General features: G+C 72.7%; 26 protein-coding genes. 12 read left to right on the forward strand and 14 right to left on the reverse strand.

Annotation, left to right across the window (positions count from 1 at the left end):
• Positions 1-4: 4 nt before the first annotated feature.
• From CFP66_RS24585 to CFP66_RS24615, 7 genes are read right to left on the reverse strand one after another with little or no spacing between them, the layout of a single operon-like run.
• On the reverse strand, positions 5-994 hold the full coding sequence (locus CFP66_RS24585; protein WP_094927506.1) for an asparaginase: 990 nt from the start codon (positions 992-994) through the stop codon (positions 5-7).
• The gene (gene pucD / locus CFP66_RS24590) at positions 991-3252 is read right to left on the reverse strand and encodes a xanthine dehydrogenase subunit D (RefSeq protein ID WP_094927507.1); all 2262 of its coding nucleotides are present in this window, start codon (positions 3250-3252) and stop codon (positions 991-993) included. The genes CFP66_RS24585 and pucD overlap by 4 nt, the downstream gene beginning before the upstream one ends.
• The gene (locus tag CFP66_RS24595) at positions 3249-3719 is read right to left on the reverse strand and encodes a (2Fe-2S)-binding protein (protein WP_094927508.1); all 471 of its coding nucleotides are present in this window, start codon (positions 3717-3719) and stop codon (positions 3249-3251) included. The genes pucD and CFP66_RS24595 overlap by 4 nt, the downstream gene beginning before the upstream one ends.
• On the reverse strand, positions 3710-4615 hold the full coding sequence (locus tag CFP66_RS24600; RefSeq protein WP_094927509.1) for a xanthine dehydrogenase family protein subunit M: 906 nt from the start codon (positions 4613-4615) through the stop codon (positions 3710-3712). Before CFP66_RS24600 ends, CFP66_RS24595 begins: the two co-directional genes overlap by 10 nt.
• On the reverse strand, positions 4578-5903 hold the full coding sequence (locus tag CFP66_RS24605; RefSeq protein WP_094927510.1) for an MFS transporter: 1326 nt from the start codon (positions 5901-5903) through the stop codon (positions 4578-4580). Before CFP66_RS24605 ends, CFP66_RS24600 begins: the two co-directional genes overlap by 38 nt.
• On the reverse strand, positions 5900-7111 hold the full coding sequence (locus CFP66_RS24610; protein WP_094927511.1) for a M20 family metallopeptidase: 1212 nt from the start codon (positions 7109-7111) through the stop codon (positions 5900-5902). The genes CFP66_RS24605 and CFP66_RS24610 overlap by 4 nt, the downstream gene beginning before the upstream one ends.
• Positions 7108-8169 (reverse strand): LLM class flavin-dependent oxidoreductase, encoded by a 1062-nt coding sequence (locus CFP66_RS24615; protein WP_198961641.1) that lies wholly within the window; start codon positions 8167-8169, stop codon positions 7108-7110. The genes CFP66_RS24610 and CFP66_RS24615 overlap by 4 nt, the downstream gene beginning before the upstream one ends.
• A 126-nt stretch (positions 8170-8295) precedes the next feature.
• Here CFP66_RS24615 and CFP66_RS24620 point away from each other — a divergent pair, with 126 nt between their 5' ends.
• Entirely contained in the window at positions 8296-9051 is a 756-nt protein-coding gene (locus tag CFP66_RS24620) for a FadR/GntR family transcriptional regulator (protein ID WP_158228199.1), read from the forward strand.
• A 30-nt stretch (positions 9052-9081) separates the two neighbouring features.
• Here the strand turns inward: CFP66_RS24620 and CFP66_RS24625 are convergent, their stop codons facing one another.
• From CFP66_RS24625 to CFP66_RS24635, 3 genes are all read right to left on the reverse strand, one after another.
• Positions 9082-11409: a penicillin acylase family protein gene (locus tag CFP66_RS24625; protein WP_233159686.1), complete on the reverse strand. Its 2328-nt coding sequence runs from the start codon at positions 11407-11409 to the stop codon at positions 9082-9084.
• 95 nt (positions 11410-11504) lie between these two features.
• Positions 11505-12281: a nucleotidyltransferase domain-containing protein gene (locus CFP66_RS24630; protein WP_094927514.1), complete on the reverse strand. Its 777-nt coding sequence runs from the start codon at positions 12279-12281 to the stop codon at positions 11505-11507.
• A 24-nt stretch (positions 12282-12305) separates the two neighbouring features.
• Positions 12306-12923, reverse strand: coding sequence for a TetR/AcrR family transcriptional regulator (locus tag CFP66_RS24635; protein WP_094927515.1), 618 nt, complete (start codon positions 12921-12923; stop codon positions 12306-12308).
• 105 nt (positions 12924-13028) lie between these two features.
• On the opposite strand from CFP66_RS24635, the gene CFP66_RS24640 reads away from it, so the two are divergent.
• From CFP66_RS24640 to CFP66_RS24655, 4 genes are all read left to right on the forward strand, one after another.
• Positions 13029-14177: an acyl-CoA dehydrogenase family protein gene (locus CFP66_RS24640; protein ID WP_094927516.1), complete on the forward strand. Its 1149-nt coding sequence runs from the start codon at positions 13029-13031 to the stop codon at positions 14175-14177.
• 11 nt (positions 14178-14188) lie between these two features.
• Positions 14189-14923, forward strand: a complete 735-nt coding sequence (locus CFP66_RS24645) for an SDR family NAD(P)-dependent oxidoreductase (protein WP_094927517.1) — start codon at positions 14189-14191, stop codon at positions 14921-14923.
• A 42-nt stretch (positions 14924-14965) separates the two neighbouring features.
• Positions 14966-15769 carry an enoyl-CoA hydratase/isomerase family protein gene (locus tag CFP66_RS24650; RefSeq protein ID WP_094927518.1) on the forward strand — a complete coding sequence of 268 codons (804 nt, stop codon included), beginning with the start codon at positions 14966-14968 and terminating at the stop codon, positions 15767-15769.
• A 216-nt stretch (positions 15770-15985) separates the two neighbouring features.
• Complete coding sequence (locus CFP66_RS24655) at positions 15986-16276, forward strand: DUF1540 domain-containing protein (RefSeq protein ID WP_094927519.1); 291 nt, start codon at positions 15986-15988, stop codon at positions 16274-16276.
• Here the strand turns inward: CFP66_RS24655 and CFP66_RS24660 are convergent.
• On the reverse strand, positions 16261-16683 hold the full coding sequence (locus CFP66_RS24660; protein ID WP_094927567.1) for a hypothetical protein: 423 nt from the start codon (positions 16681-16683) through the stop codon (positions 16261-16263). The genes CFP66_RS24655 and CFP66_RS24660 overlap by 16 nt on opposite strands.
• A gap of 205 nt (positions 16684-16888) precedes the next feature.
• On the opposite strand from CFP66_RS24660, the gene CFP66_RS24665 reads away from it, so the two are divergent.
• The 5 genes from CFP66_RS24665 to CFP66_RS24685 all read left to right on the forward strand — a co-directional run bounded on the left by CFP66_RS24665 (position 16889) and on the right by CFP66_RS24685 (position 22209).
• Positions 16889-18496, forward strand: coding sequence for an NAD(P)/FAD-dependent oxidoreductase (locus CFP66_RS24665; RefSeq protein WP_094927520.1), 1608 nt, complete (start codon positions 16889-16891; stop codon positions 18494-18496).
• Between the two features lie 293 nt (positions 18497-18789).
• Positions 18790-19779 (forward strand): aminoglycoside phosphotransferase family protein, encoded by a 990-nt coding sequence (locus CFP66_RS24670; RefSeq protein WP_158228200.1) that lies wholly within the window; start codon positions 18790-18792, stop codon positions 19777-19779.
• A 168-nt stretch (positions 19780-19947) separates the two neighbouring features.
• Positions 19948-20910: an iron-siderophore ABC transporter substrate-binding protein gene (locus CFP66_RS24675; RefSeq protein WP_233159687.1), complete on the forward strand. Its 963-nt coding sequence runs from the start codon at positions 19948-19950 to the stop codon at positions 20908-20910.
• Between the two features lie 254 nt (positions 20911-21164).
• Positions 21165-21737 (forward strand): hypothetical protein, encoded by a 573-nt coding sequence (locus tag CFP66_RS24680; RefSeq protein ID WP_094927523.1) that lies wholly within the window; start codon positions 21165-21167, stop codon positions 21735-21737.
• A 127-nt stretch (positions 21738-21864) separates the two neighbouring features.
• Positions 21865-22209 (forward strand): YrdB family protein, encoded by a 345-nt coding sequence (locus CFP66_RS24685; RefSeq protein WP_158228201.1) that lies wholly within the window; start codon positions 21865-21867, stop codon positions 22207-22209.
• 51 nt (positions 22210-22260) lie between these two features.
• Here the strand turns inward: CFP66_RS24685 and CFP66_RS24690 are convergent, their stop codons facing one another.
• Positions 22261-22758, reverse strand: coding sequence for a MerR family transcriptional regulator (locus CFP66_RS24690; protein WP_369805151.1), 498 nt, complete (start codon positions 22756-22758; stop codon positions 22261-22263).
• On the opposite strand from CFP66_RS24690, the gene CFP66_RS24695 reads away from it, so the two are divergent.
• A complete protein-coding gene (locus tag CFP66_RS24695) occupies positions 22673-23434 on the forward strand; it encodes an SDR family NAD(P)-dependent oxidoreductase (RefSeq protein WP_094927526.1) in 762 nt (253 codons plus the stop codon). The genes CFP66_RS24690 and CFP66_RS24695 overlap by 86 nt on opposite strands.
• Positions 23435-23448: 14 nt before the next feature.
• On the opposite strand, the gene CFP66_RS24700 is transcribed toward CFP66_RS24695, so the two are convergent.
• Positions 23449-23829: a type II toxin-antitoxin system VapC family toxin gene (locus CFP66_RS24700; protein ID WP_094927527.1), complete on the reverse strand. Its 381-nt coding sequence runs from the start codon at positions 23827-23829 to the stop codon at positions 23449-23451.
• Positions 23826-24077, reverse strand: a complete 252-nt coding sequence (locus tag CFP66_RS24705; RefSeq protein WP_094927528.1) for a type II toxin-antitoxin system Phd/YefM family antitoxin — start codon at positions 24075-24077, stop codon at positions 23826-23828. The genes CFP66_RS24700 and CFP66_RS24705 overlap by 4 nt, the downstream gene beginning before the upstream one ends.
• A gap of 113 nt (positions 24078-24190) precedes the next feature.
• On the opposite strand from CFP66_RS24705, the gene CFP66_RS24710 reads away from it, so the two are divergent.
• Positions 24191-24793 carry a nucleotidyltransferase domain-containing protein gene (locus CFP66_RS24710; protein WP_233159689.1) on the forward strand — a complete coding sequence of 201 codons (603 nt, stop codon included), beginning with the start codon at positions 24191-24193 and terminating at the stop codon, positions 24791-24793.
• Positions 24794-24800: the final 7 nt, after the last annotated feature.

A 24800-nucleotide genomic window follows, 5' to 3' on the forward strand; every position in this document is an offset into this window, starting at 1 on the left:
GCGTTCAGGGTGAGGGCCGAGTCCTGGCAGCCCGCCCGAAGGCCTCGCGCACGCGCCCGATGTCCGCGCCGCCCGCGAGGAGCAGGCTCAGCAGGACCCGCGCCTTCGGTCCGTCCAGGAATCCCGCGGAGATCAACCCGTGGGCGAGCAGGTCCCGTTCCGCGCCCGGGAAGCCGTAGGTCTCCCGGAGCAGCTCACCGCTGCCCGTGCGGGAAGCCAGCACGACCGGCAGGCGGGTGGCCAGGTCCGTCAACGCGGGCGCGACCGCCCCGGGGACGTGACCGCCGCCGAACCCCGCGACGACCAGACCGCCGTAGCCGAGCCGTTCCAGCTCGGGGACCAGGCGGGCGTCGTCGCCGATCGCGGAGGTCAGCAGGGCGACCGGCGGGATCGTCCCCGGGACGGGCAGCTCCCCGATGGCCGGCGGCGGGACGGGCAACGCGATGTGCGGCCGACCCTCGACGACCCACCCGACCGGCCCCAGCGAGCTCGACCGGAAGGCGGCCGGGCTCGACGTGGCGGTCTTGCGCACGAACCGCGCCGCGTGGATCTCGTCGTTCGCGACGACGAGCACACCCATCCGGGCGGCCTGCGGGCACGCCGCGACCTGCACGGCGGCGAGGAGGTTCGCGGGACCGTCCGCTCCGGGGAGGGTGGGGTTGCGCATCGCCCCGGTGACGACCACCGGCTGCGGGCCGGGGAGCAGCAGGTCGAGCGCGAAGGCCGTCTCCTCGATGGTGTCCGTGCCCTGCGTGATCACGATCCCGTCGGCGCCGCCCGCGAGGCGCCTGCCGATCTCGACGGCCAACTCGGCGACGTCGGTCAGCGTCAGGTCACCGGAGGGCACCTGACGGACCGTCGCCGTCTCGAGCACGGCCACGTCGCGCAGGTGCGGCACGGCCGCGACGAGGTCGTCCGCGGACAGCCGCGGTGTGACACCACCGGTGCCCGACGACGCGATCGTGCCGCCCAGGGACAGCACGGCGACCTTCATAGCGACACGATCGCATCCGGCCGCACGGGGATCCGCACGAGGTCGACGCCGCAGGCGTCGCGGATGGCCGCGGCGATCGCGGGCGGGCACGACAGCAGGGACGGCTCGCCCACCCCGGTCAGCCCGTAGGGCGAGTCGTCGCGGGGGATCTCCAGGACGTCCAGCCGGATGGCCGGCATGTCGAGCGCCGTGGGGAGGAGGTAGTCGGTGAACGACGGGTTGCGGATCCGCCCGTCCGCCACCTGCACCTCCTCCATCAGCGCCAGCCCGAGCCCTTGCGCGATCCCGCCGTGCATCTGCCCGGCGACCGCGTCCGGGTTCATGGCCTTCCCTACGTCCTGCGCGCACGCGATCTCGACGACCCGGACCAGGCCGAGGTCCACGTCCACGTCCACGATCGCGCGGTGCGCGGCGAACGCGAAGGCGACGTGCCCGGCGCCCTGCCCGGTCTCGGGGTCCAGCGGGAAGGTCTGGCGGTGCCGGAACTCGCGGGTCTCGTCGATCGCGTCCCCGCCGAGCAGGTCGACCAGGGAGATCTCCCCGCTCGCGGTCACCACCGCCCCGCCCTGGCCGATCTCCAGCGACTCCGCGGGCTCGCCGCACGCTGTCGCCGCCAACTCGAGCACCCGCTCCCGCACCGCGACGCAGGCCGCCCTGACGGCCCCGCCGGAGATCCAGGTCTGCCGCGACGCCGAGGACGTGCCCGCGTCGCCGACGTCCGTGTCGGCCGGGAGGACGACGACGGAGTCGACGCCCAGCTCGGTCCGAGCGATCTGGGCCTGCACGGTGACCAGCCCCTGGCCGACCTCGGCCGCCGCGGTGTGCACCTGCACGACCGGCTCCCCGCCGCTGACCGACAGCCGCACGCGCGCCGTGCCGTAGTCGTCGTAGCCGAGCGACTTGCACACGTTCTTCACCGACACGCCGTACCCGACGCCGCGCCGGACGCCCTCGCCGCAGGTGGTGTTGCCCGTCCCACCCGGCTGCAGGCCGTCGTCCCCGACCGGCACCGGCGCGTCGCGCACCCGCGACAGCAGCTCCGCGACGGGCGCCGGGCCCTCGATCCGCTGCCCGGTGGCCATGGCGCTGCCGGTGCGCACGGCGTTGCGCTGCCGCAGGTCCACCGGGTGCATGCCGAGCTCGGCGGCCAGCTTGTCCATCTGCGACTCGTAGCCGAAGCACGTCTGCACGGCCCCGAACCCCCGCATCGCGCCGCACGGCGGGTTGTTCGTGTAGACGGCGTAGCTGTCGACGTGCACGTTCGGCACCTCGTACGGGCCGACGGCGAAGCACCCCGCGTTCCCGGCCACGGCGCGGGAGGTGGAGGCGTACGCGCCGCCGTCGAGCAGGATCCGGGCCCGCACGTAGACGAGCCTGCCGTCTCGGGTGGCGCCGTGCTCGTACTCCATCCAGGCGGGATGGCGGTGCACGTGACCGACGAACGACTCCTCGCGGTCGTAGACCATCTTCACCGGCCGCCCCGTCCGCAGCGCGAGCAGGCAGGCGTGCGCCTGGACCGACAGGTCCTCCTTGCCGCCGAACGCACCCCCGACACCGGACAGGACGAGCCGCACCTTCTCCGTCGGCAGTCCGAGGACGCCGGCGAGCTGGTCCTGGTCGACGTGCAGCCACTGCGTGGAGCAGTACAGCTCGACGCCGCCGTTCTCGACGGGCAGCGCGAGGCAGGACTCGGGGCCGAGGAACGCCTGGTCCTGCATCCCGACCTCGTACCGGCCGGTCACGACGACGTCGGCGACGGGATCGGCAACGCCCTTGCGGAGGGGGCGGTGCGCGACGACGTTCCCGCCCTCGTGCAGCTGCGGACCCTCGCCCGCCAGCGCGGCCTCCGGGTCGACCAGGGCGTCGAGCACCTCGTAGTCCACGGTGACGGCGGCGGCGGCGCGTCGTGCCGCGTCGGGGTTCTCGGCCGCCACGACCGCCACCGGCTCTCCCAGGAACCGCACGACGCCGTCCGCGAGCACCGGCTGGTCGCGCGTCTCGAGCCCGAACCGGTTGGTGCCCGGGACGTCGCGGGCGGTGAGGACGCCGAGCACACCGTCCGTCCCCGCCGCGGCGGTCGCGTCGATGGAGCGGATCCGCGCGTGCGGGTGCGGGCTGCGGACCGTGGCGCCCCAGAGCATCCCCTCGGCATGCAGGTCGGACGAGTAGGCGAACTCCCCACGCACCTTCGGCACGCCGTCCGGGCGGCGCGGGCTGCTGCCGACGGTTCCCCGCCGGACCCCGGTGGAGGCCGTCATCGCGCCTCCGCCCCCGAGGCCGCCAGCCGCACGGCGTCGATGATCTTCTCGTAGCCGGTGCACCGGCAGAGGTTCCCCGCGAGCGCCTCCCGGATCGCCGCGTCGTCCGGCTCGGGGGTGCGGGCCAGCAGGTCGTGGACCGCGACGACGAGCCCCGGCGTGCAGAAGCCGCACTGCACCGCCCCCGCCTCGAGGAACGCCTCCTGCACGGGGTGCAGGTCCTCCCCGTCGGCGAGCCCCTCGACCGTCACGACCTCGCGGCCCTCGGCCTGCCCGGCGGCCACCAGGCAGGCGCACACCGCGGTGCCGTCGAGGTACACCGTGCACGAGCCGCACTCGCCCTGCTCGCACGCGTTCTTCGCGCCGGGCAGACCCATGCGCTCGCGGAGGGTGAACAGCAGGCTCTCCTCACCGTCGAGCCCGTCCACCTCGCGGTGCTCACCGTTGACGCTGCAGGTCAGGCGCACGTGCCCCTCCGGTACTCGTTCCAGGTCCAGCTGAGTGAGCGGGCGGCCAGCACGGCGACGGCCCGCCTGCGGTAGGCGGCGCTCGCGCGCACGTCGTCGATCGGGGTGCACGCCTCGGCGACGAGCGCACCGAACCGGTTCGCCACCTCCGGCCCGATCACCCCGCCGTCCCAGTCGAGGGCCGCCACGGCGAACTCCTCGGCCGCGCGGGCCCGTGCCGGTCGGGGGCCGGCCGCCCCGAACGCCACCCGCACGGCCCTGTTCCCGACGTCCAAGGCGGTTGCGACCGCCGCGATCGCGATCACCATCGCGTTGCGCGTGCCGACCTTCGCGAACCGCTGTGGCCCTCGCGCCGCCGGCACGCGCACGGCCGCCACCAGCTCGTCGGGCGCGAGCAGGGTGGTCTTCGGGCCGGTGCAGAACTCCTCGACGGAGACGGTCCGGCTCCCCCGGACCGACACGAGCTCCACCTCGCCGCCCGTGGCGACCAGCGGCGGCAACCCGTCACCCGCGGGCGACCCCGTGCCGAGGTTGCCGCCGAGGGTGCCGCGATTGCGGATCTGCGCCGAGCCGACCGTCCGCGCCGCCGCGGTGAGCGCCGGGAGCTGCTCCCCGATCTCGTCGATGATCCTCGTGAACGGCACGCCCGCGCCGATCCTGAACCCGTCGCCGTCGCGGGACCACTGCGTCAGCTCCGCCACCCGGCCGAGGTCGAGCAGCGCGGCCGGCCGCTCCCGGCGGGAGTTCAGCTGCACCATCAGGTCGGTGCCGCCGGCGAGCGGCACCGCCTCGGGCTGCGCCGCCCGGATCTCGCACGCCTCGGCGAGCGAGCCGGGCCGTAGGAAGCGAGCCACGCCGCTACCTCGCAGTCCCGGCGGGCGTGACGCCCGCCGCATCGGCCACGGCCGGCTCGCCGTGGCGCTCGTGCAGGAACAGCGCAGCGACGAACGACAGCACGCCCACCCCGGTCATGTAGAGCGCGATGGCCGGCCAGCCGCCGGTCGTACCGAGCAGGAACGTCGCGATGATCGGCGCGAGGCCGCTGCCCAGCACCGTGCCGAGCGTGTATCCGATCGACAGCCCCGTGTAGCGCACCGGCGCGGGGAAGACGTGGGCGAAGAACGCCGGCATGACGCCGTAGTTGGCGGCGTACGGGATGAAGAGGATCACGAACCCGAGCATCATGAGCGCGGTGCTGCCGGCACCGAGCATCGGGAACCAGACCCAGCTCAGCGCGGCCATTCCCACGATGCCCGCGAGGAAGATGCGCTTGCGGTCGTAGCGGTCGGACAGCCAGCCGAAGAACGGGATCCCGAGGATCGTCAGCACGTTCACCGCGGTGATCAGGCCGAGCAGGGTGCTCCGGTCGATGCCCTGGCCGGTGCCGTAGGAGAGCGAGAAGACCGTCCCGACGTAGAACGTGACACCCGCGGACAGGTAGGCCAGGCAGACCAGTGCCACCAGCCCGCCGTGGCGCCGCAGCACCTCCACCACGGGCGCCCTGCGCACCTCACCGGACTGCTTGACGGCCTGGAAGTCCGGGCTCTCGTCCACCTTCATCCGGATCACCAGCCCCAGCACCACGAGGATGGCGCTGAGCAGGAACGGGATCCGCCAGCCCCAGGTCCGGAACGCCTCGTCGGGCAGCTGCGACACCGCGAGGAACACGAGGTTGGCCAGCAGGAGACCCCATCCGGCACCGGTGTTGACCACCGCTCCGAAGAACCCGCGCTTGCCGGTGCCGGCGTGCTCGATGCTCATCAGGACGGCGCCGCCGTACTCGCCCCCGAGGGAGAAGCCCTGGATGAGGCGCAGCAGGACGAGCAGCAACGGCGCCGCGACGCCGATCTGGGCGTAGGTCGGCAGGAGCCCGATGGCGAAGGTCGCCGCGCCCATCATCGTCAGTGTGATCACGAGCATCGACTTGCGGCCGATGCGGTCACCGAAGTGCCCGAAGACGGCGCCGCCGATCGGCCGGGCGACGAACGCGATCGCGAACGTCGACAGTGCCAGCAGCGAGCTCACCAGCGGGTCGAAGTCCGGGAAGAACAGGTCGTCGAACAGCAGCGACGCCGCCGTTCCGTAGATGAAGAACTCGTACCACTCGACGGTGCTGCCGGCGAGGCTCGCGATCAGGACCCGGCGCGCCTGGGGCGACGGGCCGGAGCGGGTGGGCGTTCTCATGGACGGCACCTCCGGGTGGATGGGACTGCGTCCGCCTCATCGAGGCCGAAGAAGGTCGCGACCGTGTCCCGCACGATCCGGTCCTGCAGACGCAGGTCCGAGATGCGGACGAAATCGTCACCGAGGAGGTCGCCGTCCTCGGGAACGCCGAACATCACCGTCGGGACACCTCGCGCCGTCGGGCCACCGGCGTCGAACGTGCCGCCGTAGGTCGCGCGGGTCGCAGGGCTGCCGCGGTGCGCGAGCACCGCCCGCTCCAGCGGGGCCAACAGGTCGCCCCGGTCCGCGGGGAACTCGGCCGGGAGCATCCGGACGCCGGGACGCACGGCGATCTCGCAGTGGTCGTCGAGCCCGCCGAGGGCGGTGCGCAGCTCGTCGGCCGTCCCCTCCGGGTCGGTGCCGGGCAGCAGCCTGCGGTCCACGACGACGTGCGCCGACGCGGGCAGGGTGTGCGGGGCGAGCGGCTCGAACACGACCTGGTAGGGCACGGCGTGCTCCTGCCCGAGCCGCGGGTGACGGCGGCGCCGGACGTCGACGTCGAGCGCGTCGATGCGGTTGAGCACCTGCCGGGTGGTGGCGATGACGCCCCCGCCCGGCGGCGGTGTCGAGGAGTGGCTCGCCCGCCCCCGCACGTCGACGTGCAGGTCGATGCGCCCCCGGTTGCCGGTCGAGATGTCGAAGCCGGTCGGGAAGAGCTGGATCACCAGGTCCGGCCGGACCGGCAGCGCGTCGAGCAGGGCGTCCGAGCAGGCGTGGCTGCTGCGGCCCTCGTTGTTGACGCAGAGCAGGAGGGTGCCCTCGAACGCCGGCCCGTCCCCGGCCAGCCGTGCGGCGAGGCTCAGCAGGCACGCCTGGTGCGCCTTGTTCTGGGTGATCCCCTGCCCGAAGAGGCACGGCTCGTCGATGCCGGCGGGGGCCTCGATCCGCCCGGACCACGGATCGGCCATGAGGTTGTGGTGCTGGGTCGGGGTGTATGCCACGAGCGCGAGGGTCGGTCCGCCGCCGGTACCGAAGCGGACGGCGAACTGGTTGCGCGGCAGGTCGAGGATGTCGGTGCAGCCCAGCTCCACGAACCGCGGCCGCAGGTGCTCCTGGACGTAGTCGACGAGGAGCGGGTGGTCGGGCTCGATCAGCGTGTCCGCGCCGAGCGGCACCGCGGACGGGATGCGCGCCAGGTCCACCGCGGACTGCAGCAGGACATCGGTCACGGCCGGGCCCCCGTCGTCGCGCCGGAGAGCTTCGGCAGGACCTCGTCGCCGAACGTCTCGATGAGCTCGATCGGCAGCGTGTAGTTGCCGACGTGGCGCAGGTAGAACCCGGTGGCACCGACCTCCACGGCGCGCCGGATGCGGTCCAGGACCTCCTCGACGGTGCCGAAGAGGCAGAAGGTCTGCGAGAACCGCACCGCCATCTCGTCGGTCACGTACCGGCCCGCCTCGGCGACGGCGAGGTCCCAGTCCTCCGCGTGCACCATGTCCGGGTAGACGTCGGGAACCGTGGGCGGCGGCGGGAGCTCGATGCCGGCGAGGCGCAGGAAGTCCTGCGCGCCGATGCTCGCCATGTGCAGGCAGATCGGCTTGAGGATGGCGGCGTCCCGCTCGATGTCGTCGGTGATCTTGCAGAACGCGCCGACCGTGAAGGCGAGATCCGAGACGTCCCGGCCCGCGGCGGCCGCGCCCGCCGCGACCGCGTCCCGGGTGCCGGACATGGTCTCGGGCGAGATGCCGGCGAGGGTCAGGACGCCGTCCGCGATCTCGCCGGCCATCCCCAGCGAGCGGGGCCCGCTCGCCGCGATGTGCACCGGCACCGGCGCGACCGGCGCCCGCAGCTTGGCGCTCCGCTCGCCGTACTCCTGCACCTCGTCGGCCAGCAACGTGCGCACCATCGCGATCGCGTCACGCATCTCGCCCAGGCGGCTCGGCCGCATCGAGAGCGGCTTGACCGAGCTGTCGCCCGTGCCGACGCCGAGGATCACCCGCCCCGGCGCGAGCTCGTTGACGGTGTTCGCCGCCGACGCGACGACGCTCGGGTGGCGCGTCACGAAGTTCGTGACCGCGGAGGCGAGGGTGATGCGCTCGGTCGCCGTGGCGGCCAGTGCCATCGTCGCGAACACGTCGCGCCACAGCAGCTGGGAGTCGGCGATCCACGCGACGTCGAAGCCCTTGCGCTCGCTCAACGCCACCGCGTCGGCGACGGCGCGGGCGGAGCCGCAGGGTGGGAAGCGGACGCCGAACGCGATCGGCGCGGGTGAGAGCTCGGTCGGCACGGTTCATCGACTCCATTCGGGCGTTCGCGCTCGGGGCCCCGTCGCTGGGCTACCATCAAGGCGTCTCGCAGGTGGACGGAAGGCTAAGCAGTTGTCTGACATGTGTCAACAGACAGGAGTGGATTCGTGGCGTTGACCGACGGACTGTCCGAACCGCTCACGCGGCGGCCCGTTCCCGACGTGATCGCCGAACGGATCACCGCGACGATCGCCAACGGCACCCTCAAACCAGGCGAACGGCTGCCGTCGGAGCCCGTGCTCGCCAAGCAGCTCAACGTCGGGCGCACGTCCCTGCGGGAAGCGCTGCGCAAGCTCTCGACGCTCGGGATCATCGAGGTGGTTCGGGGCAAGGGGACCTTCATCTGCGAGCCGCCCGCGGACGACCCCACCACCCAGTACGTGAGGTGGAGCCTCGACGAGGGCTTCGCCCTCACCGAGCTGCTCGAGGCCCGGATCGGCCTCGAGACCACGGCGGCCGGGCTCGCCTGCACCCGCGCCACCGACGACGAGCTACGCGAGCTGGACCGGCTCCGCGTCGCGCACGACGAGGCCCACGCGCAGAACCTCCACGCCCTCGTGCACACCGACGAGGCGCTGCACGAAGCGATCATGAACGCCTCGCACAACGTCGTGCTGATCGGGTTGTACAAACCGCTCGTGCCGGAGATGGTCGAGTTCCGGCGACGGACCCTCGCCCTCCCGCACTCGGGAACCCGCTCCGACGACCACCGGTTCATGGTCGAAGCCATCACGCGGCGGGACCCGGTCGCCGCCCGGCAGGCCGTCGCCCAGCACTTGTGGATCTTCTACCAGGAGGTGCGAGCGGTGGCGGCCCCGGAGGACGACATCATCGCGCCGGAGAGCGTGCGCGCGTTCGTCTGAGCCGGATCGTCGGGCCAGGGATCCGGGTCGTCACTCGTGCGCCGGCGGGTCGAGCGTGATGACCTGCTCCGCCGCGGCGTCGATGCGCTCACGGCTGTAGAGCAGGGGAAAGGCCTCGCCGCGCGCCCAGGGGGCGAAGAGGTCGGTGGCGTGCGGGTCGCCGAGCCGCCCGGACTGGCCGGGCGCGTTCATCGCCAGCGACCCGTCCCATTCCCCCACGTCGACGACGACGCGGAACGTGGAGCCGACGCTCTGCACGAAGTCCGGGCCGTAGGCGGTGCTGCCCACGGTGTCCCCGCTGCCGCCGCGGGGCAGCGGGCCTGCGACGAGCTGCTCGGGCGGCACGTCGGGCAGCAGCGCCGCGAGCGGGTGGGCCATCCGGCCGACGTGCAGACGGCCCCAGCTCCAGCGCGCGCGGTCGGGTCCGAGCAGCTCCTCGAGCTCGGCGACGGCCGCGGCCAGCGTGGTCGCGACCGTCTCGGCCAGGAAGCGCTCCGGGTCCGGGCCCAGGCGTTCGCCGGGCGTCTCGAACAGGTCGAGGTCGACGCGGGCGTCGGCGCCCTGCTCGTCGCGGACGGCGATCTGCCGCGCGACGCCCGCCACGGCGTCGGGGGCGACGAGCTGCTCGAGCGCCCGGCGGAGCACGGCCGGGCGCAGGTGGCGGCGGTACCAGACCTCGAACAGGGCGGCTGCGGCCGAGTCCGGTCGCAGGTCGGCGTCCCAGTCCTGCAGCAGACCCAGGCCGTCCACGTCGGGCGCGAGCGGGAGGTCCGCGACGCGGGCGAGGATCCGGCGCGCCGGGATGCTCACCGAATCGCTCTGCAGCGCCACCATCTCCTGCGGTGTCACCTCCGACGCAGGTGCGAGCACCTCGTCGATCCGGCGGCGCCGGTAGGGCGCGTACCAGTCGGAGGTGATGTGGCGATCCGCCGGGAAGTCGTCGGGCAGGTTGCGCTCGTTGGCCGTGGCGAGATAACCCTGCGGCGGGTCGACCGAGCCCGGCAGCTCGTCGGCGTCGTGGAAACCCGCCCACTCGTAGCGGCCGTCCCCGGGCACGGGCAGCGTGCCGTCCCAGTTCGGCCGCACGGGGGTCAGCCCGGCCGCCTTCCACGCGATCGAGCCCTCCGGGTCGGCGTAGACCTGGTTCTCGCCCGGCGCACCCCAGCGGTTCATCGCGGCCAGGAACTCGTCGCGGTCGCGGGCCCGCATGTAGTCCATGCTGCCGAGGTAGGGCGCCATCCCCGGCTCCAGCCAGGCGGCGCGCACGGCGAAGGCGGTGTTCCGCTGCGGGTCGCTGCGGATCACCGGGCCGTGCCGGGTGAACCGCAGCTCGACCTCCACCGGCGCACCGTCGCGCACCGGCACCGTCTCGCGCTCCACCCGCATCGGCTCCCACCGGCCCTGGTAGCGGTACTCGAGCGGGTCGGCGGGGTTGGTCTCGTAGACGTAGAGGTCCTCCTGGTCGATCGGGAAGATCGTGAGCCCGAACGCGATGTGACCGTTGTGGCCGATGGAGATCCCCGGCAGCGCCGGCTCCCCCGCGCCGATGACGTCGAACCCGGGGGCCGACAGGTGAGCCAGGTAGCGCAGGCCCGGCAGCGCCGCAGCGGCCCGGTGCGGGTCGTTGGCGAGGATCGGCCGGCCGCTCGCGGTGCGCTCACCCGCGAGCACCCAGTTGTTGCTGCCCTCCGGGAGCACACCGGGCGACGGCGCAGCGCCGAACACCGGCGGCACCGTCGCCAGGTCGTAGACGGCCAGCACGTCGTCCGGGATGACGCCCAGGTCCAGCCCCTCGGGCACCTGCAGCGGCCGTGACGGCTCGCGCCGCTTGCGCAGCTCCTCCACCCCGGCGGGGTGGTCGCGCAGCACCAGCGCCCGGGCGACCTCGTCGCGCAGGTTGTAGAACAGCCCGTGGCTGCGGATGCGGGTGACGTCCGACGGCTCCCAGAACGCCGGCTCGTAGCCCAGCTCCCGGAACTCGACGGGCAGGAGCCCCGGCTCGTCCCGCGTCCGCCGCACGAACGCGTTCACGCCCTCGACGAAGGCGGTCGCGGCTCGCTTCGTGTCCGAACCGTAGGCGAGCCAGTCGGCGCGGGTGTCGCCGCGGAAGAGGAACAGCCGCGCCGACCGGTCGCGCTCGACGTACTCGGAGCCGAACACCTCCGACAGCAGACCGAGCCCGCGGCGGCGCCAGAAGTCGATCTGCCAGAGCCGGTCGCGCGCCGCGTTGAACCCCTGCACGCGGAACGCGTCGTAGGTGCTCGCGGCGTAGATGTGCGAGACGCCCCAGGTATCGATGACGATCTCGGCGGGCGCGGTGAGCCCGGGCAGCACGAACGACGTCCGGACGGGGGCCATGCACATCCTCCTCGGCGTAGGCCGAGGACCAGCGGTCCCGGCACGTCCCCGATTGGATCAGGACCGGCCGCCTCGCGCACGAGGGCCACGGCCCGTCAGCTCGCGCGCCAGAGCCCCACCGTCGCGGTGAACGCGGCGACGATCCGGGCCACCGGGCCCTCCAGCACCCGCCGCACCCGCTCGCGTGTCGGGGCAGGCGTGGGCGAGAACTCGGACCAGCGCAGCAGCACCGCGAGGTCCTCGGCCATCCCCGGGTCGACCTCCGACCAGCGCCGGCACGCGGACGCGCGGTCCGTCGTCCACGTCCCGTCGTGCACGCTGACCAGGGACGCCAGCGCAAGCAGCGTCTTGCGTGCCGCGCGGTGTCCGAGCGCAGCCGGGTCCGCTCCTGACGCGAGGGCCGCGCGCCACCGCTGCGCGTGCATCGCGATGTCGCCGTTGAACCCGCGGGCGGCGCGCGCGTCGGCGGGAAAGGCGGGCAGGTCGGGGCCGGGCGGCCCGGACACGCGCACGCAGTAGTGCCGCAGGAACACGCGGTTGCCGTACTGCTCGTCGCCCTCGCCGACGACGTCCTCCGGCCGGCCCGCGCCGATCTCGATACCCCGCGCCAGCCCGGCGAACCGGGCCGAGAGCGTGCGGCTCACAGCGCCGGCGACCGGGGCGGGGAGCCCGACGGCGAGCAGGTCGACGTCGGATGCGCCGACCCGTGCCCGCCCGGTGGCGACCGAGCCGTAGAGGTGCAGCGAGACGGCCTCGCCGACCGCGTCGCTGACCGCAGCGAGCACCGGCTCGAACGCCGCGGGCACCTTCCCCCGCGACACGCCTGTCACGATCGCGCCGTCCGGGCCGACGCCCTCGTCGGGGTCACGCACCGAGCCCGCCCTCCCGAAACCCGATCACCGCGCCACGAGCTTCATCAACGCGCCGGCGAGCTCGTCGAGTGCCTGGTCCCGCTCCCCCGGCGCACGCTCCGCGCACCACGACGGCGCCTGGCTCATCGCGGTGTGCATGATCTGCAGGGTGACGTCGACGCCGACGGTCGCGAAGTCGCCCGACTCCACGCCCTCGGTGAGCACGGTCCGGAACACCTGGTCGTGCCGACGGCGCAGCTCCTTGATGCGAGTGCGCTGCGCGTGGGGCCACGTGCCGGGCACCAGGAACATCCGCAGAGCCGCCGGGTACTCGTTCACGGCGATCGCCACGTGAGCGCGGACCAGCTCCCGCAGGCGCTCGGCCGGTGGGCCGCCCTGCGCCGCGCGCAGCCGCTCGAGCCGGTCGGTCCAGTCGTTGCCCAGCGTCTCGATAGCCGCGGTGGCCAGCTCGTCCTTGCTGGCGAAGTAGTAGTAGAGCGAGCCCTTCGTGACGTCGAGGGCATCGGCGACGTCCTCGAGGCTGACAGCGTCGTAGCCGTGCTCGCCGAAGAGCTCGGCGGCGGTGGTGAGGATCTGCTGGATGCGGCGCCCGCGCTTGCGCTGCACGCGGCCGACCGCTTCGTCCACGGACGTCGCCCTCATCAGCTCAGTGTCACGCACATCTGACCCGCAAGTCAAATACCTACCCAGGCTATTGACCCTTGAGTCGAACTTCGTCACTGTGGTCAACGTCGACGGGAGGCGGCCATGGATTTCGCACTCACCGCAGCGCAGCGCGCGTTCCGCAACCGCGCCCGCTCCCTCGCCGAGGACCACCTGCTCCCGGGCTACCGGGATCGCGAGGCCGCGGGCCGGATCGAGCCGGAACTGCGGCGCGAGATCGGACGGTCGGGCCTGATCGCACCCGAGCTGCCCACCGAGCTGGGGGGCGCCGGCGCGGACCGGGTCACCTCCGGTGTGATCACCGAGCAGATCGCCCGCGGCGACATCAACGTGGCCTACCTGCAGGTCGTGGGCTCCCTCGTCGGTCAGATCCTGGCGACTCACGCCACCCCGGAGATCGCCGCGCGGTGGGTGCCGCAGATCTGCCGGGGTGAGGAGATCGTCGGGATCGGGCTGACCGAGCCGCACGCGGGCTCGGACGCCGGCATGCCCCGGCTCTCGGCCGTGCGCGACGGCGACCACTGGGTGTTGGACGGGGTCAAGTCGCTGTCCTTCGCCCGCGACGCCTCCGCGGTCGTGGTCTTCGCCCGCAGCGGGCCGTCGGTGCAGCGGGGGCGCGACATCAGCGCGTTCCTCGTACCGCTCGACCTGCCCGGGGTGCGCCGGGAGCTCTACTCCGACATGGGCACGACGGCGGTCGGGCGCGGCGCGGCGCACCTGGAGGGAGTCCGGATTCCCGCGGACCACCTGCTCGGCGAGCAGGGCCGCGGCTTCAGCCAGGTGATGCGCGGCTTCGACTTCAGCCGCGCGCTGATCGGCCTGCAGTGCGTGGGCGCCGCCCAGCAGACCGTGGACGAGACCTGGCGCCACGTCGCGGGCCGCGAGGCCTTCGACCGGCCGTTGAGCACGAACCAGGGCGTGGCGTTCCCGCTGGCCGAGGCGGAGACGCTGCTGGCCGCGGCCCGGCTGCTGTGCCTGCAGACGTTGTGGCGGGGCGATGCCGGTGCTGCGCACACCGCGGACGCCGCGATGTGCAAGTGGTGGGCCCCGAAGACCGCGTACGACGTGATCACCCAGTGCCTGCTGCTGCACGGCCAGTACGGCTACCGCACCGAGCTGCCGATCGAGCAGCGGCTCCGCGACGTGCTCGGCCTGCAGATCGGGGACGGCACCGCTCAGATCATGAAGCTCGTGATCGCCCGGCAGAAGCTGGGCCGCGAGCTCGCGCCGTAGGGAGGAAGACCGTGGGAAAGCTCGACGAGAAGATCGCCATCGTCACCGGGGCCGGTCAGGGCATCGGCCGTGCCATCGCCGAGAAGCTCGCCGCGGAGGGCGCCACCGTCGTCGTCTCCGACGTCAACGAGGCCACCGCCACCGAGACCGCCGACGCGGTCGGCGGCGTCGCCGTGCCCGCCGACGTCACCGACCCCACGTCGGTGACGGCGATGGTCGCCCAGGCGCGCGAGCGGTTCGGCCGGATCGACGTGCTGGTCAACAACGCGGGCTGGGACAAGGCGGGCCCCTTCGTCGACTCCGATCCCGCCGACTGGGACCGGCTCATCGCGATCAACCTCTACGGCGTGCTCCACACGTCGAAGTCGGTGCTGCCGCTGATGGCCGAGCAGGGCCACGGGTCCGTCGTCAACATCGCCTCGGACGCGGGGCGCGTCGGCTCGTCCGGCGAGGCGGTGTACTCCGCGGCCAAGGGCGGCGTCATCGCGTTCACCAAGTCCACCGCCCGCGAGCTGGCCCGCGCTCACGTGAACGTCAACTGCGTGTGCCCCGGCCCGGCCGACACCGCGCTGTTCGCCTCCTTCGCCGGGCCGAAGCTGCGCGAGGCGCTGGTCAAGGCGATCCCGTTCCGGCGGCTCGCCGAGCCCGGCGACGTCGCCAACGCGGTCGCGTTCCTCGCCTCCGACGAGGCCGCCTACATCACCGGCCAGACCGTCAGCGTCAGCGGCGGCCTGACCATGAGCTGAACGGGCAGCGCCCGGACCCGACCCACCCACGAGGAGCCCGCCATGAGCCTGGACGACTACCAGCAGCTGAACTTCGAGCGCCACGACAACGGCGTCCTGCTGATCACCATCAACCGGCCCGACAAGTACAACGCCACCGACGAGCAGCTGCACGGCGAGCTGGCCCGCGTGTGGCGCGACGTCTCCGCGGACCGCCAGACACGCGTCGCCGTCGTGACCGGCGCCGGCAAGGCGTTCTCCGCGGGTGGCGACCTGGCGATGGTCGAGCGCATGGCGGGCGACCACGACCGCGTCTCGCACATGCTCACCGAGATGAGCGACCTCGTCTACAACATCATCAACTGCGAGAAGCCGATCGTGTCCGCCATCAACGGCGTCGCCGTCGGCGCCGGCATCGTGGTGGCCCTGCTGGCCGACATCGCGATCTGCGCCGAGGACGCCAAGCTCGGCGACGGGCACGTCAAGCTGGGCGTCGCCGCCGGCGACCACGCCGCGATCATCTGGCCGCTGCTGGCCGGCATGGCGAAGGCCCGCTACTACCTGCTCACCGGCGAGATGCTCACCGGCGCCGAGGCCGAGCGGCTGGGAATGGTCGCCAAGGCGCTGCCGCGCGACCAGGTGCTCGCCGAGTCCCTGCGGGTGGCGCAGGTCCTCGCCACCGGCTCCCAGCAGGCCATCCGGCTCACCAAGCGGTCCCTCAACAGCTGGCTGCGCGCCGCCGGACCGGCCTTCGACCAGTCCGCGGCCTACGAGATGCTCTGCTTCATGGGGCCCGACGTGCTCGAGGGTGTCGCGGCGCTGCGGGAGAAGCGGGAGCCGCGCTTCCCGTCCGCGCAGGCCGGGTGACCCGTCGGCTCGTCAGGTCGGCTCCCCGGAGTCATGTCGCGGGCGCGTGCCGCCGCGGCCCAAGATTCACCGGATCGGCCGCACTTGCATGAGGGCCGATCACCGAGCCGATGAGCATCACCGCAGGTCACGCGTACTGTTCAGGGCACACTTGGCGCCGGTCAAGCAAGCCTCTGTTGCCTGGCGGGGCCACCCGGAACCGCCCAGACTGCCCGCATGACTTCCGTCCAGGACCTTCCCCAGGTGCACAGCTGCTCGGCCACGAGCTGCTCGTACAACGATTCCTCCAGCTGCCACGCCGGCGCCATCACCATCGGCGGCGACCACGCCCACTGCGGCACCTTCGTGGAGATCTCGTTCCGCGCCGGGACCGACCGCAACGGGCTCGTGGGCGCGTGCCACCGCTCCGACTGCCGCTTCAACGACAAGCTCGAATGCACCGCCCCGTCGGTGGACATCGGCGCCGGCACCGACGTGGCCGACTGCCTGACCTACGAGGCCAGGTAGTCCAGCTCCCCGACGGGTTCGTAGGACAGCGTGCCCGTCCGGTCGACGCGCAGCGCGCCGTCGGCTGCCGCCAGGGCGGCCACCGGGTCGCGGTCGTTCACGAGCACGGCGCGCCCGTCGGCCACCGCGTGCAGCCGGCGCAGCAGCGCGGCACGCTCGTGGGCGGCCAGCCCGTCGGTGAAGCGGTCGACGAGCACGATGGTGGCGGCACCGCGGCCGGCCGCGTCGAGGGTCTCCAACCGGTCCGCGACCGGGTCGTCCGGGCCGGCCACCAGCCGCAGGACGCCGACGGCGGCGTTTCCCGGCGTGCGGGCAGTGCCCTCGTCCAGCTGCGCCATCACCCGGAGCCGGGCGAGCGCCGGCCCCAGCAGCACGGTGACGTCCCCGATCGGGAGTCGCAAGCCCACGTAGACCTCCCTCACTTCTACTGAGGCGACGCTAACCTGAGTTCCGCGCGGGTGTCCAGGCTCCGATGACGCAGGTCTCGCTCCGGTCCCGGGCGGCGAGATCCGAGGCGCTCGCGTTGCGCGTCCGCTCGACGCCCTGGTCGACCGGGCCCCAGCTGACGTACGTTGCAGGGAAGTGCCCGGACCCGGAGACGCTGAGGTGACGATGACGTCGTTCAGTTCCCGCACCCGACCCAGCAGCCCGGACGTCGTGGTCGTCGGCGCCGGTCTGGCCGGTCTCTACCAGCTCCACCGGCTGCGCGAGCTCGGTCTCACCTCGCGGGTGTTCGAGGCGGGCAGCGGGATCGGCGGCACCTGGTACTGGAACCGCTACCCGGGCGCGCGCTGCGACGTCGAGAGCCTGGAGTACTCCTACTCGTTCTCCGAGGAGCTCGAGCAGGAGTGGGAGTGGACCGAGCGCTACCCGGCCCAGCCGGAGATCCTGCGCTACGTCGAGCACGTCGCCGACCGGTTCGACCTGCGCCGCGACGTCGAGCTAAACACCCGGGTCGAGGCGGCCGTGTGGAACGGCGAGCGCTGGGAGGTCACGACCAGCCGCGGCGAGACCGTCGCCGCGCGGTACTGCATCTTCGCCACCGGCTGCCTGTCGAAGCCGAAGGACCTCGAGATCCCCGGCCTCGACGAGTTCGCCGGGCCGATCCACTCGACCGCCCGGTGGCCGCACGAGGGAGTCGACTTCTCGGGCCGGCGCGTCGCCGTGGTGGGCACGGGTTCGTCCGGCGTGCAGTCGGTCCCGCTGATCGCGGCGCAGGCCGCGGAGCTCACCGTCTTCCAGCGCACGGCGAACTACGTCGTCCCCGCGCACAACGCGCCGATGGACCCGGCGGCCCAGGCCGCGCGGAAGGCCGACTACCGCAGGTACCGCGCGGAGGCCCGGGAGTCCGCGGCCGGCCTGCTCGGCGCGGTCCCGGAGGGCAACGCCCTGGACGCCACGCCCGAGGAACGGCAGGCCGCCTTCGAGGGCGCGTGGGCGGAGGGCAGCCTGGGCGCGCTGCGACGCACCTACGCCGACCTCGGCATCGACCTGGCGGCGAACGACACCGTCGCCGACTTCATCCGCGACAAGATCCGCGAGACCGTCCACGACCCGGACACGGCGCTTGCCCTCGCCCCGGACGACCACCCCTTCGGCACCAAGCGGCCGTGCCTGGACACCGGGTACTTCGAGACCTTCAACCTGCCGCACGTCCGGCTCGTCGACGTCCGCAAGACGCCGATCCTCGAGTTCACGGCGCACGGCGTGCGGACGACCGAGGAGACGGTCGAGGTCGACGACCTCGTGCTCGCCACCGGCTTCGACGCCATGACCGGGGCCCTGCTCGCGATCGACATCCGCGGCCGTGACGGCGTCCGGCTGGCCGACGAGTGGGCGGCGGGCCCGCGCACCTACCTCGGCCTCGGCGTCGCCGGCTTCCCGAACCTCTTCACGATCACCGGGCCCGGGAGCCCGTCGGTGCTGAGCAACATGATGGTGTCGATCGAGCAGCACGTCGACTGGATCACCGAGTGCCTGCGCCGACTCGACGGCGCCACCATCGAACCGACCCCCGAGGCGCAGCGGACGTGGGTCGAGCACGTCGCCGAGGTCGGCGCCTCCACCCTCTACCCGCTCGCGAACTCCTGGTACCTCGGCTCCAACGTCCCCGGCAAACCGCGTGTGTTCCTGCCCTACATCGGCGGGGTCGGCGCGTACCGGGCGATCTGCGACGAGATCGCCGCGGACGGCTACCGGGGCTTCCTGACGGCCGGATAGGCGAACCGGCACCGGCTCGGGCCGGCCTCCGCCAACGCGGTGGCAACACGAGGTTCGCCCCGCGGATGCGGGTGGTGATCGTTGCGAGAAGCACCTGACGTCGCCGCGACAGCACCCACGCACTCCTCGGACCGATCACCCGACCCTGATCACTCCGACAAGTACGCCACGGTCGCCGCGCCCGCACCCAGGTACTGATCAGATCGATCACCGCTCGCTGCCTCCCGACCCGCAGCGAGGCCCCGGGCGTGGCACACCGCGCACCTCCACACGATCAAAGCCCGCGAACGCACGTGCGCGATGCGCTAGCGTCCGCGGGACGAGTCCGGGAGGACGACCTGGAACGCAAGCCCGATGTCGACGCCGCGGCCACGGCCGCGCTGCTGCGGCGGGTCTTCGGCTGCACGCCGGCGTTCGCCCGCACCCCTGACGGCGTCTCCACCCAGGTCTACCGGGTGTTCCGCGGAACCGACACGTTCTACCTGCGCGTCGCGGAGGAGCCCGGCGAGGACCTGCGCACCGAGGCGGAGCTCCACGATCGGCTGCGGGGCCTCGGTGTCCGCGTCGCCGACGTCGTCCACGTCGAGCCGCTCGACGCCGGCATCGGCCGCTCGGTCCTGATCACGACCGAGGTGCCCGGGACGTCACTGGCCGACGTCTCCGATCCTGCCGTCGCGGCCACCGTCGCCGAGGATGCGGGACGTGATCTCGCCCTGCTCAACGCGGTAGCGGTGGACGGGTACGGGTTCGTCCGCCGGCACGGTCCGGGGTGGCCGCTGCGCGCCGAGCACTCCCGCCATGCCACCTTCGTGATGTCACACCTGCCACAGCGGTGGCCGGGACCGCTCGAGTCGCTGTTCGACGGTCGGGACCTGGAGGCCGTGGAAGGCCTGCTCGAGCGCGAGCGCGCCCGGCCGCCGGCCCGCGCAGCACTGGCGCACGGGGACTTCGACGTCACCCCGATCTTCTGCGCCGACGGCCGCTACACCGGGCTCATCGACTTCGGCGAGATCCGCGGGACCGAGCCGCTGTTCGACCTCGGGCACTTCCTGCTGCACGACCGCGAGACCCTGCCCGTCGCGCTCCTGCCCGCGGTGCTGCGCGGATACCAGCAGGTCCGGCCACTGCCGGCCGACCACGCCGAGACCATCCTGCGCAGTGCCGTCCTGCTGGGGCTGCGGCAGCTGTCGCGCTGGCTCGGCCCGCCGCGTGGTTTCGGGCTCGACCACCCCGCGGTCGTGGACCGGGCGCGGCGGATCACGGAGCTGGTCGCTCCGCTGTGACCATGACGGCAGGACCCTGCGGGAACCTTGACGACCTTCCCAACGGTCAGGTAAGCCTCACCTGCCTTGCTCCCTCCGTGCCCGGGCCCGCCTCGGCACGCCTGCTGAAAGCCGAGAACGACGATGACGACTCCTGGGCGCCGTTCGTGGCGCGGCCGGGTCCGGGCCGTGTCCACCGCGATCGCCGCAGCCGCGGCCGTCGCCGTGCTGGCCGCCTGTGGCGCCGGAACCGAGCCCACGGAGCCCGCTGCGCCCGCCGCGGGTTCTGCGCCCGGCTTCCCGGTGACGATCGAGCACGCCTTCGGTACGACGACGATCGAGCAGCCGCCCCAGCGGGTCGTGGCGCTCGGGTTCAACGAAGCAGACTTCGTGCTCGCCCTCGGTGCGCAGCCGGTCGGGGTGCGCGACTTCATCGGCAGCTTCGACGAGGACACCAGGGCCTGGGCACGTGACCTGATCACCGGCCCTCCGCCCGAGAAGGTCGGCGGCAACGAGATCGACTTCGAGAAGATCGCCCAGCTGCAGCCCGACCTGATCATGGGGGTGTACTCCTTCATGGACCGGTCCGACTACGACAAGCTCTCGCAGCTCGCACCCACCGTGGCGGCGCCCTCGGCGGAGACGACGACCACCTGGCAGGAGCAGACCCGCATCACCGGGCAGGCGCTGGGCAAGCCCGGCGAGGCGGAGCAGCTGGTCGCCTCGGTCGAGCAGCGGTTCGCCGACGCGTCGGCCGCACACCCGTCCTTCGCCGGGAAGACGATCGCCGTCGCCCTCGCCCAGGAGACCGCCACCACCTACGTCCTCGAGCCGACCGACCTGCGCGCCCAGTTCTTCACCGACCTGGGTTTCGTCAACTCCACGCACACGGGTGCGGTCTCTCCGGAGCAGTTCGGCGTGCTCGACGAGGACGTCCTGGTCGTCTTGGGGGCCGAGGAGGACGCGATGCTCGCGAACCCGGTGTTCGCCCAGGTCCCCGTCGTGAGCGAGGGCCGCACCTACTTCACCGGCACTTTCGCCTCCGAGTTCAACGGCGCCCTCGGCTTCGGCAGCCCGCTGAGCTTGCCTTATGCGCTCGAGATCGCCGTCCCGGAGCTCTCGGCCGTCACGGAGGCCGTCCCGGGCGGATGAGCGTGGGGCCGCACGGTGACCGCTGCCACCGAGGAAGAAAGAACTTTAACGTTACCCAGCCGCGTCGGCATCGTTGACCGACTGTCACCAACGGACTCGGGGGCTCGTCCGAACGGCTGCCAGAGGTAGTCGTGGGCGGGCTTGCGGTGACACAAGGTAGGCGGCTCCAGGAGGGAATCGTGTCTGACACGACGCCGGGCGACCGGCGGTGGGCTGCGCCTGACAGTTGCAGATCCACAGAGCGGGGAGAAAGTATGCGTTCCACCATCCGTCACACCGGACGGATCGCCGTCGTGGCCACGACCGCCGTCGTGAGCTTCGGCGTGCTCGCGGGTCCGGCATTCGCCGACAACGACTCGCCGGACCTCGAGCTGACGCTGTCCGAGCCGGCCGCCGCCGCGCCGGGCAGCACGGTCGACGTGGAGTACACGCTCACCAACGTCAGCGACAAGGCGACCGACGGCATGCTGCTCAACATGTCGCTGCCGGAGTACGTCAGCTTCGCGCCGGCCTCGAACTGCCAGGAGACGGGCGAGAACAACGAGGGCGGCACCCTGGTCAGCTGCAACATCAGCGGACCCGAGGGCAAGCTCGGCGCCGGCGAGTCGCTGGAGTCGTCCACGCCGTTCCAGATCTCGCCCGACGCTCCCGCCGACGCCGACCTCGGCAAGCTGGGCGCCCTGGTCGTGCCGCTGAAGGACGGGGCGGAGGAGACCGAGGACTGGACCGACACCAGCGGCCCCAACGCCGCCGAGACGTCGATCTCGACGGCCTCCGGCTCGAGCGCGGGCGGCTGGCTGTCCTCGCTCACGGGCATGTTCTCCTGATCGGAGATCAGGGACCCCCTGCCTGAACAGGCGATCCGTGGCCCTTCTCCGGCCGTGTGCACGCGGCCGGAGGAGGGCCACACCCATGTCCGGCCCGGGCCGAGGGTCGGTACGCGAGACTCGTCGAGTGCCAGTGGTCAAGACCGTCAACGATGTCGTGCTGTTCGCCGTCGAGCTCGTGGCCTGGGCGGCGTTCGGGGTGTGGGGCTGGCACGTCGGCGCGGGCCCGTGGAGGTGGGTGCTCGCGGGCATCCTGCCCCTGGCGGTCATCGGCCTGTGGGCGGTATGGGCCGCACCGACCTCGGGCAACCGCCTCACCGACCCGGCCCTGTTCGCCTTCCAGCTCGGCGTGTTCCTGATCGGGGCAGCACTGCTCGTACTCGCCGAGCGACCGGTATGGGGCTGGGTACTGGGCGCAGTAGCGATGCTGGTCCTGGTACTCGACCGAACCCTGGCAGATGCACGGACGTGACGATCACGGCGCCGACCCCTGACGTCACTCCGCGCGTTTTCGGGCGGCGCGTCAGCGGCCGCTGAGCTCGTCGACCCGCCGCGCGAGCTCGTCGCGGTGGTGGCGCAGCGCGGTCATCCGCTGCTCGACGACCGCGAGCCGCGCGCGGTAGGTCTCCAGCGCGAGGCCGGGGTCGTCGCAGGCGGCAAGGCCGTCCATGTCCAGGCACGGCTCGAGCTCCTTCACGCCTTCGAGCGTCAGCCCGGCCGCGAGCATCTCGGCGACGCCACGCGCCCGGCGCTCGGCAGCCTCGTCGTACTCGCGCCACCCGTTCGCGGTGCGGCGCGACCTCAGCAGCCCCTGCTGCTCGTAGTAGCGCAGGGACCGCCGGCTCACCCCGCTCCGCCGTGAGAGCTCACCGATCAGCATCCGCCCGTCTCCGTCCTTGACCTTGACACCCGTGTCAGTACCTAGCGTCCACGACATGATCGAAGATTCCGAAAGCAAGTGGTCCGAGCGCACCGCCGTGGTCACCGGGGGCGGGTCGGGCATCGGCCGCGCGGTGGCCATCGACCTGGCCGAGCGCGGGGCGGATGTTCTCGTGGTGGGCCGGCGGGCCGACGCGCTCGCCGCCACCGCGGGCCACCACCCCGGCATCCGCCCCCACGTCGCCGACGTCGGCAGGTCCGAGGACGTCGCGACGATCATCGACGCGGCGCTCGTCGAGCGAGGACGCCTCGACGTCCTGGTCAACAACGCCGGTCTGGGCCGGCCCGCCGCGCTGGGCGACATCACGTCCGAGGACGCGGCGTTGATGTGGGCCACCAACGTCCTCGGGCCCGTGCTGCTGACCCAGGCCGCCCTCCCGCACCTGCGCGCGGACGGCGGCAGCATCGTCAACGTGTCCAGCACGTTCGGAGCCAAGCCGGCTCCCGGCATCAGTGTGTACGGCGCGACGAAAGCCGCCCTCGAGCAGCTCACCCGCAGCTGGGCCCTCGAGCTCGCCGCGCACGGCGTCCGGGTCAACGCGGTCGCGCCCGGCCCCACCGAGAGCGGAGCGCTGACGGCCATGGGCCTGTCCCCCGACGAGATCGCGCAGCTCGAGGCCGACGAGCGCGCCCGCATCCCGCTGGGCCGACGGGGCCGGCCCGAGGACGTGGCGCCCTGGATCCGCGCGCTGGCCGATCCGACGCGGTGGGTGACCGGCCAGGTCGTCGGCGTCGACGGCGGCTATCTGATCGCCTGACGTCGGCCCACCGCTCAGACCGCGACGACGTCGACCAGATCTGTGATGCCGACGAAGTCGTCGATGTTGCGGGTGTAGAGCCGCGCTGAATGGGCGTGGGCGGTTGCCGCGATCAGGAGGTCCATCGTGCGCGCCCGCGGTTGGCGCCCCGCAGCGACCACCGCGGAAGCGAGCTGTCCGTAGCTGGCCGCGACGGCGTCGTCGACCGGCAGCGGGTCGAACGTCCGCTGCAGCACGCTGAGACGCCGCAGACGCTCCGCCCGCACGGCGGGTTCCCGCGCGACGAGAACACCGAAGTGCAGTTCAGCCACGGTCACTGCGCTGATGGCCAGCTCCCCGCCGATCTGCGGGACATCGGTGGCTATGACGAGGTTGGTGTCCAGTACAGCCCTCACGTCGCCGTCCGCGGTTCGCGGAGGGCATCGTCGACCCGGTCGCGATCGGCGGTCCACTCCGCGTCGGCGGGGCCCTCGAACACGTGCGCGATCTCGGAGTAGCTGCGCCAGGATCGCGGAACGGCCGGCACCAGTCGGACGCTCGGTCGGCCGGCAACGGTGATCGTGACCTCCTCGCCGGCCTCAGCTCGACGGACCAGCTCGGACGCCTGTTGCCGCAGCTCACGAAGTCCAACAACGACGCTCATACGGCAGGGTAGCACATGTGCTATCACACGGACGACCCGAGCCGAACTGCTCCGGGCCGGCTTCCCGGTCAATGCCGTTGCGCCCCGCCACCTCCCACAACAGGATGCGAGGCGTGGCGGCACCGGAGTTGGGATCGTGGGCCCCGGCGAGCGTTCACGAGGTCGCCGCCCTCTTCGCCGACTTCCCGGGGCCCTGGTGGATCGCGGGCGGGTTCGCGATCGAGCTGGCCGCGGGACGCGCGATCCGTTCCCACGACGACATCGACGTCGGGCTCCTCAGGGCCGACCACCTCCACGCCCACGCCGCGCTCCCGGGCTGGGAGCTGTGGGCCGCGGACCCGCCCGGACAGCTACGACCGTGGGAGCGGGGCGAGCCGTTGCCGGGCCAGGTCCACGACGTGTGGTGCCGCCCTCACGCCACGGCCCCGTGGCGCGTCCAGTTGATGATCGACGAGTCGGACGGGTCGGACTGGGTGTCGCGGCGCGACCCCCGCCTGCGCCGCCCGCTCCGTGAGATCGTCCGCACGACCGCCGACGGCGTCCCCTTCCTGGCACCCGAGGTGCAGCTGCACCACAAGGCGCGTGCCCGCCGCCCCAAGGACGTGGTCGATCTGCACGCCGCCCGCCCGGTCCTCGGTGCGGCCGAGCGGGAGTGGCTCCGGGACGCGATCAGTGCCGCGGAACCGGACCACCCCTGGCTCGCGCTGCTGCGATGAGGCCGGT

The organism is Pseudonocardia sp. MH-G8, assembly GCF_002262885.1.
Lineage (GTDB): Bacteria > Actinomycetota > Actinomycetes > Mycobacteriales > Pseudonocardiaceae > Pseudonocardia.

Excerpts from the sequence above, each read along its gene's own strand:
- CFP66_RS24655 (WP_094927519.1), top strand. The coding sequence starts at position 15,986 with ATGACTTCCGTCCAGGACCTTCCCCAGGTGCACAGCTGCTCGGCCACG.
- CFP66_RS24585 (WP_094927506.1), bottom strand. The coding sequence starts at position 994 with ATGAAGGTCGCCGTGCTGTCCCTGGGCGGCACGATCGCGTCGTCGGGC.
- CFP66_RS24605 (WP_094927510.1), bottom strand. The coding sequence starts at position 5,903 with ATGAGAACGCCCACCCGCTCCGGCCCGTCGCCCCAGGCGCGCCGGGTC.
- CFP66_RS24635 (WP_094927515.1), bottom strand. The coding sequence starts at position 12,923 with ATGAGGGCGACGTCCGTGGACGAAGCGGTCGGCCGCGTGCAGCGCAAG.
- CFP66_RS24650 (WP_094927518.1), top strand. The coding sequence starts at position 14,966 with ATGAGCCTGGACGACTACCAGCAGCTGAACTTCGAGCGCCACGACAAC.
- CFP66_RS24665 (WP_094927520.1), top strand. The coding sequence starts at position 16,889 with ATGACGTCGTTCAGTTCCCGCACCCGACCCAGCAGCCCGGACGTCGTG.
- CFP66_RS24625 (WP_233159686.1), bottom strand. The coding sequence starts at position 11,409 with ATGGCCCCCGTCCGGACGTCGTTCGTGCTGCCCGGGCTCACCGCGCCC.
- CFP66_RS24695 (WP_094927526.1), top strand. The coding sequence starts at position 22,673 with ATGATCGAAGATTCCGAAAGCAAGTGGTCCGAGCGCACCGCCGTGGTC.
- pucD (WP_094927507.1), bottom strand. The coding sequence starts at position 3,252 with ATGACGGCCTCCACCGGGGTCCGGCGGGGAACCGTCGGCAGCAGCCCG.
- CFP66_RS24680 (WP_094927523.1), top strand. The coding sequence starts at position 21,165 with ATGCGTTCCACCATCCGTCACACCGGACGGATCGCCGTCGTGGCCACG.
- CFP66_RS24600 (WP_094927509.1), bottom strand. The coding sequence starts at position 4,615 with ATGCGGCGGGCGTCACGCCCGCCGGGACTGCGAGGTAGCGGCGTGGCT.
- CFP66_RS24705 (WP_094927528.1), bottom strand. The coding sequence starts at position 24,077 with ATGAGCGTCGTTGTTGGACTTCGTGAGCTGCGGCAACAGGCGTCCGAG.
- CFP66_RS24690 (WP_369805151.1), bottom strand. The coding sequence starts at position 22,758 with ATGGCCACCGCGCGGCCGATGCCCGACCCGCCCCCGGTGACCACGGCG.
- CFP66_RS24640 (WP_094927516.1), top strand. The coding sequence starts at position 13,029 with ATGGATTTCGCACTCACCGCAGCGCAGCGCGCGTTCCGCAACCGCGCC.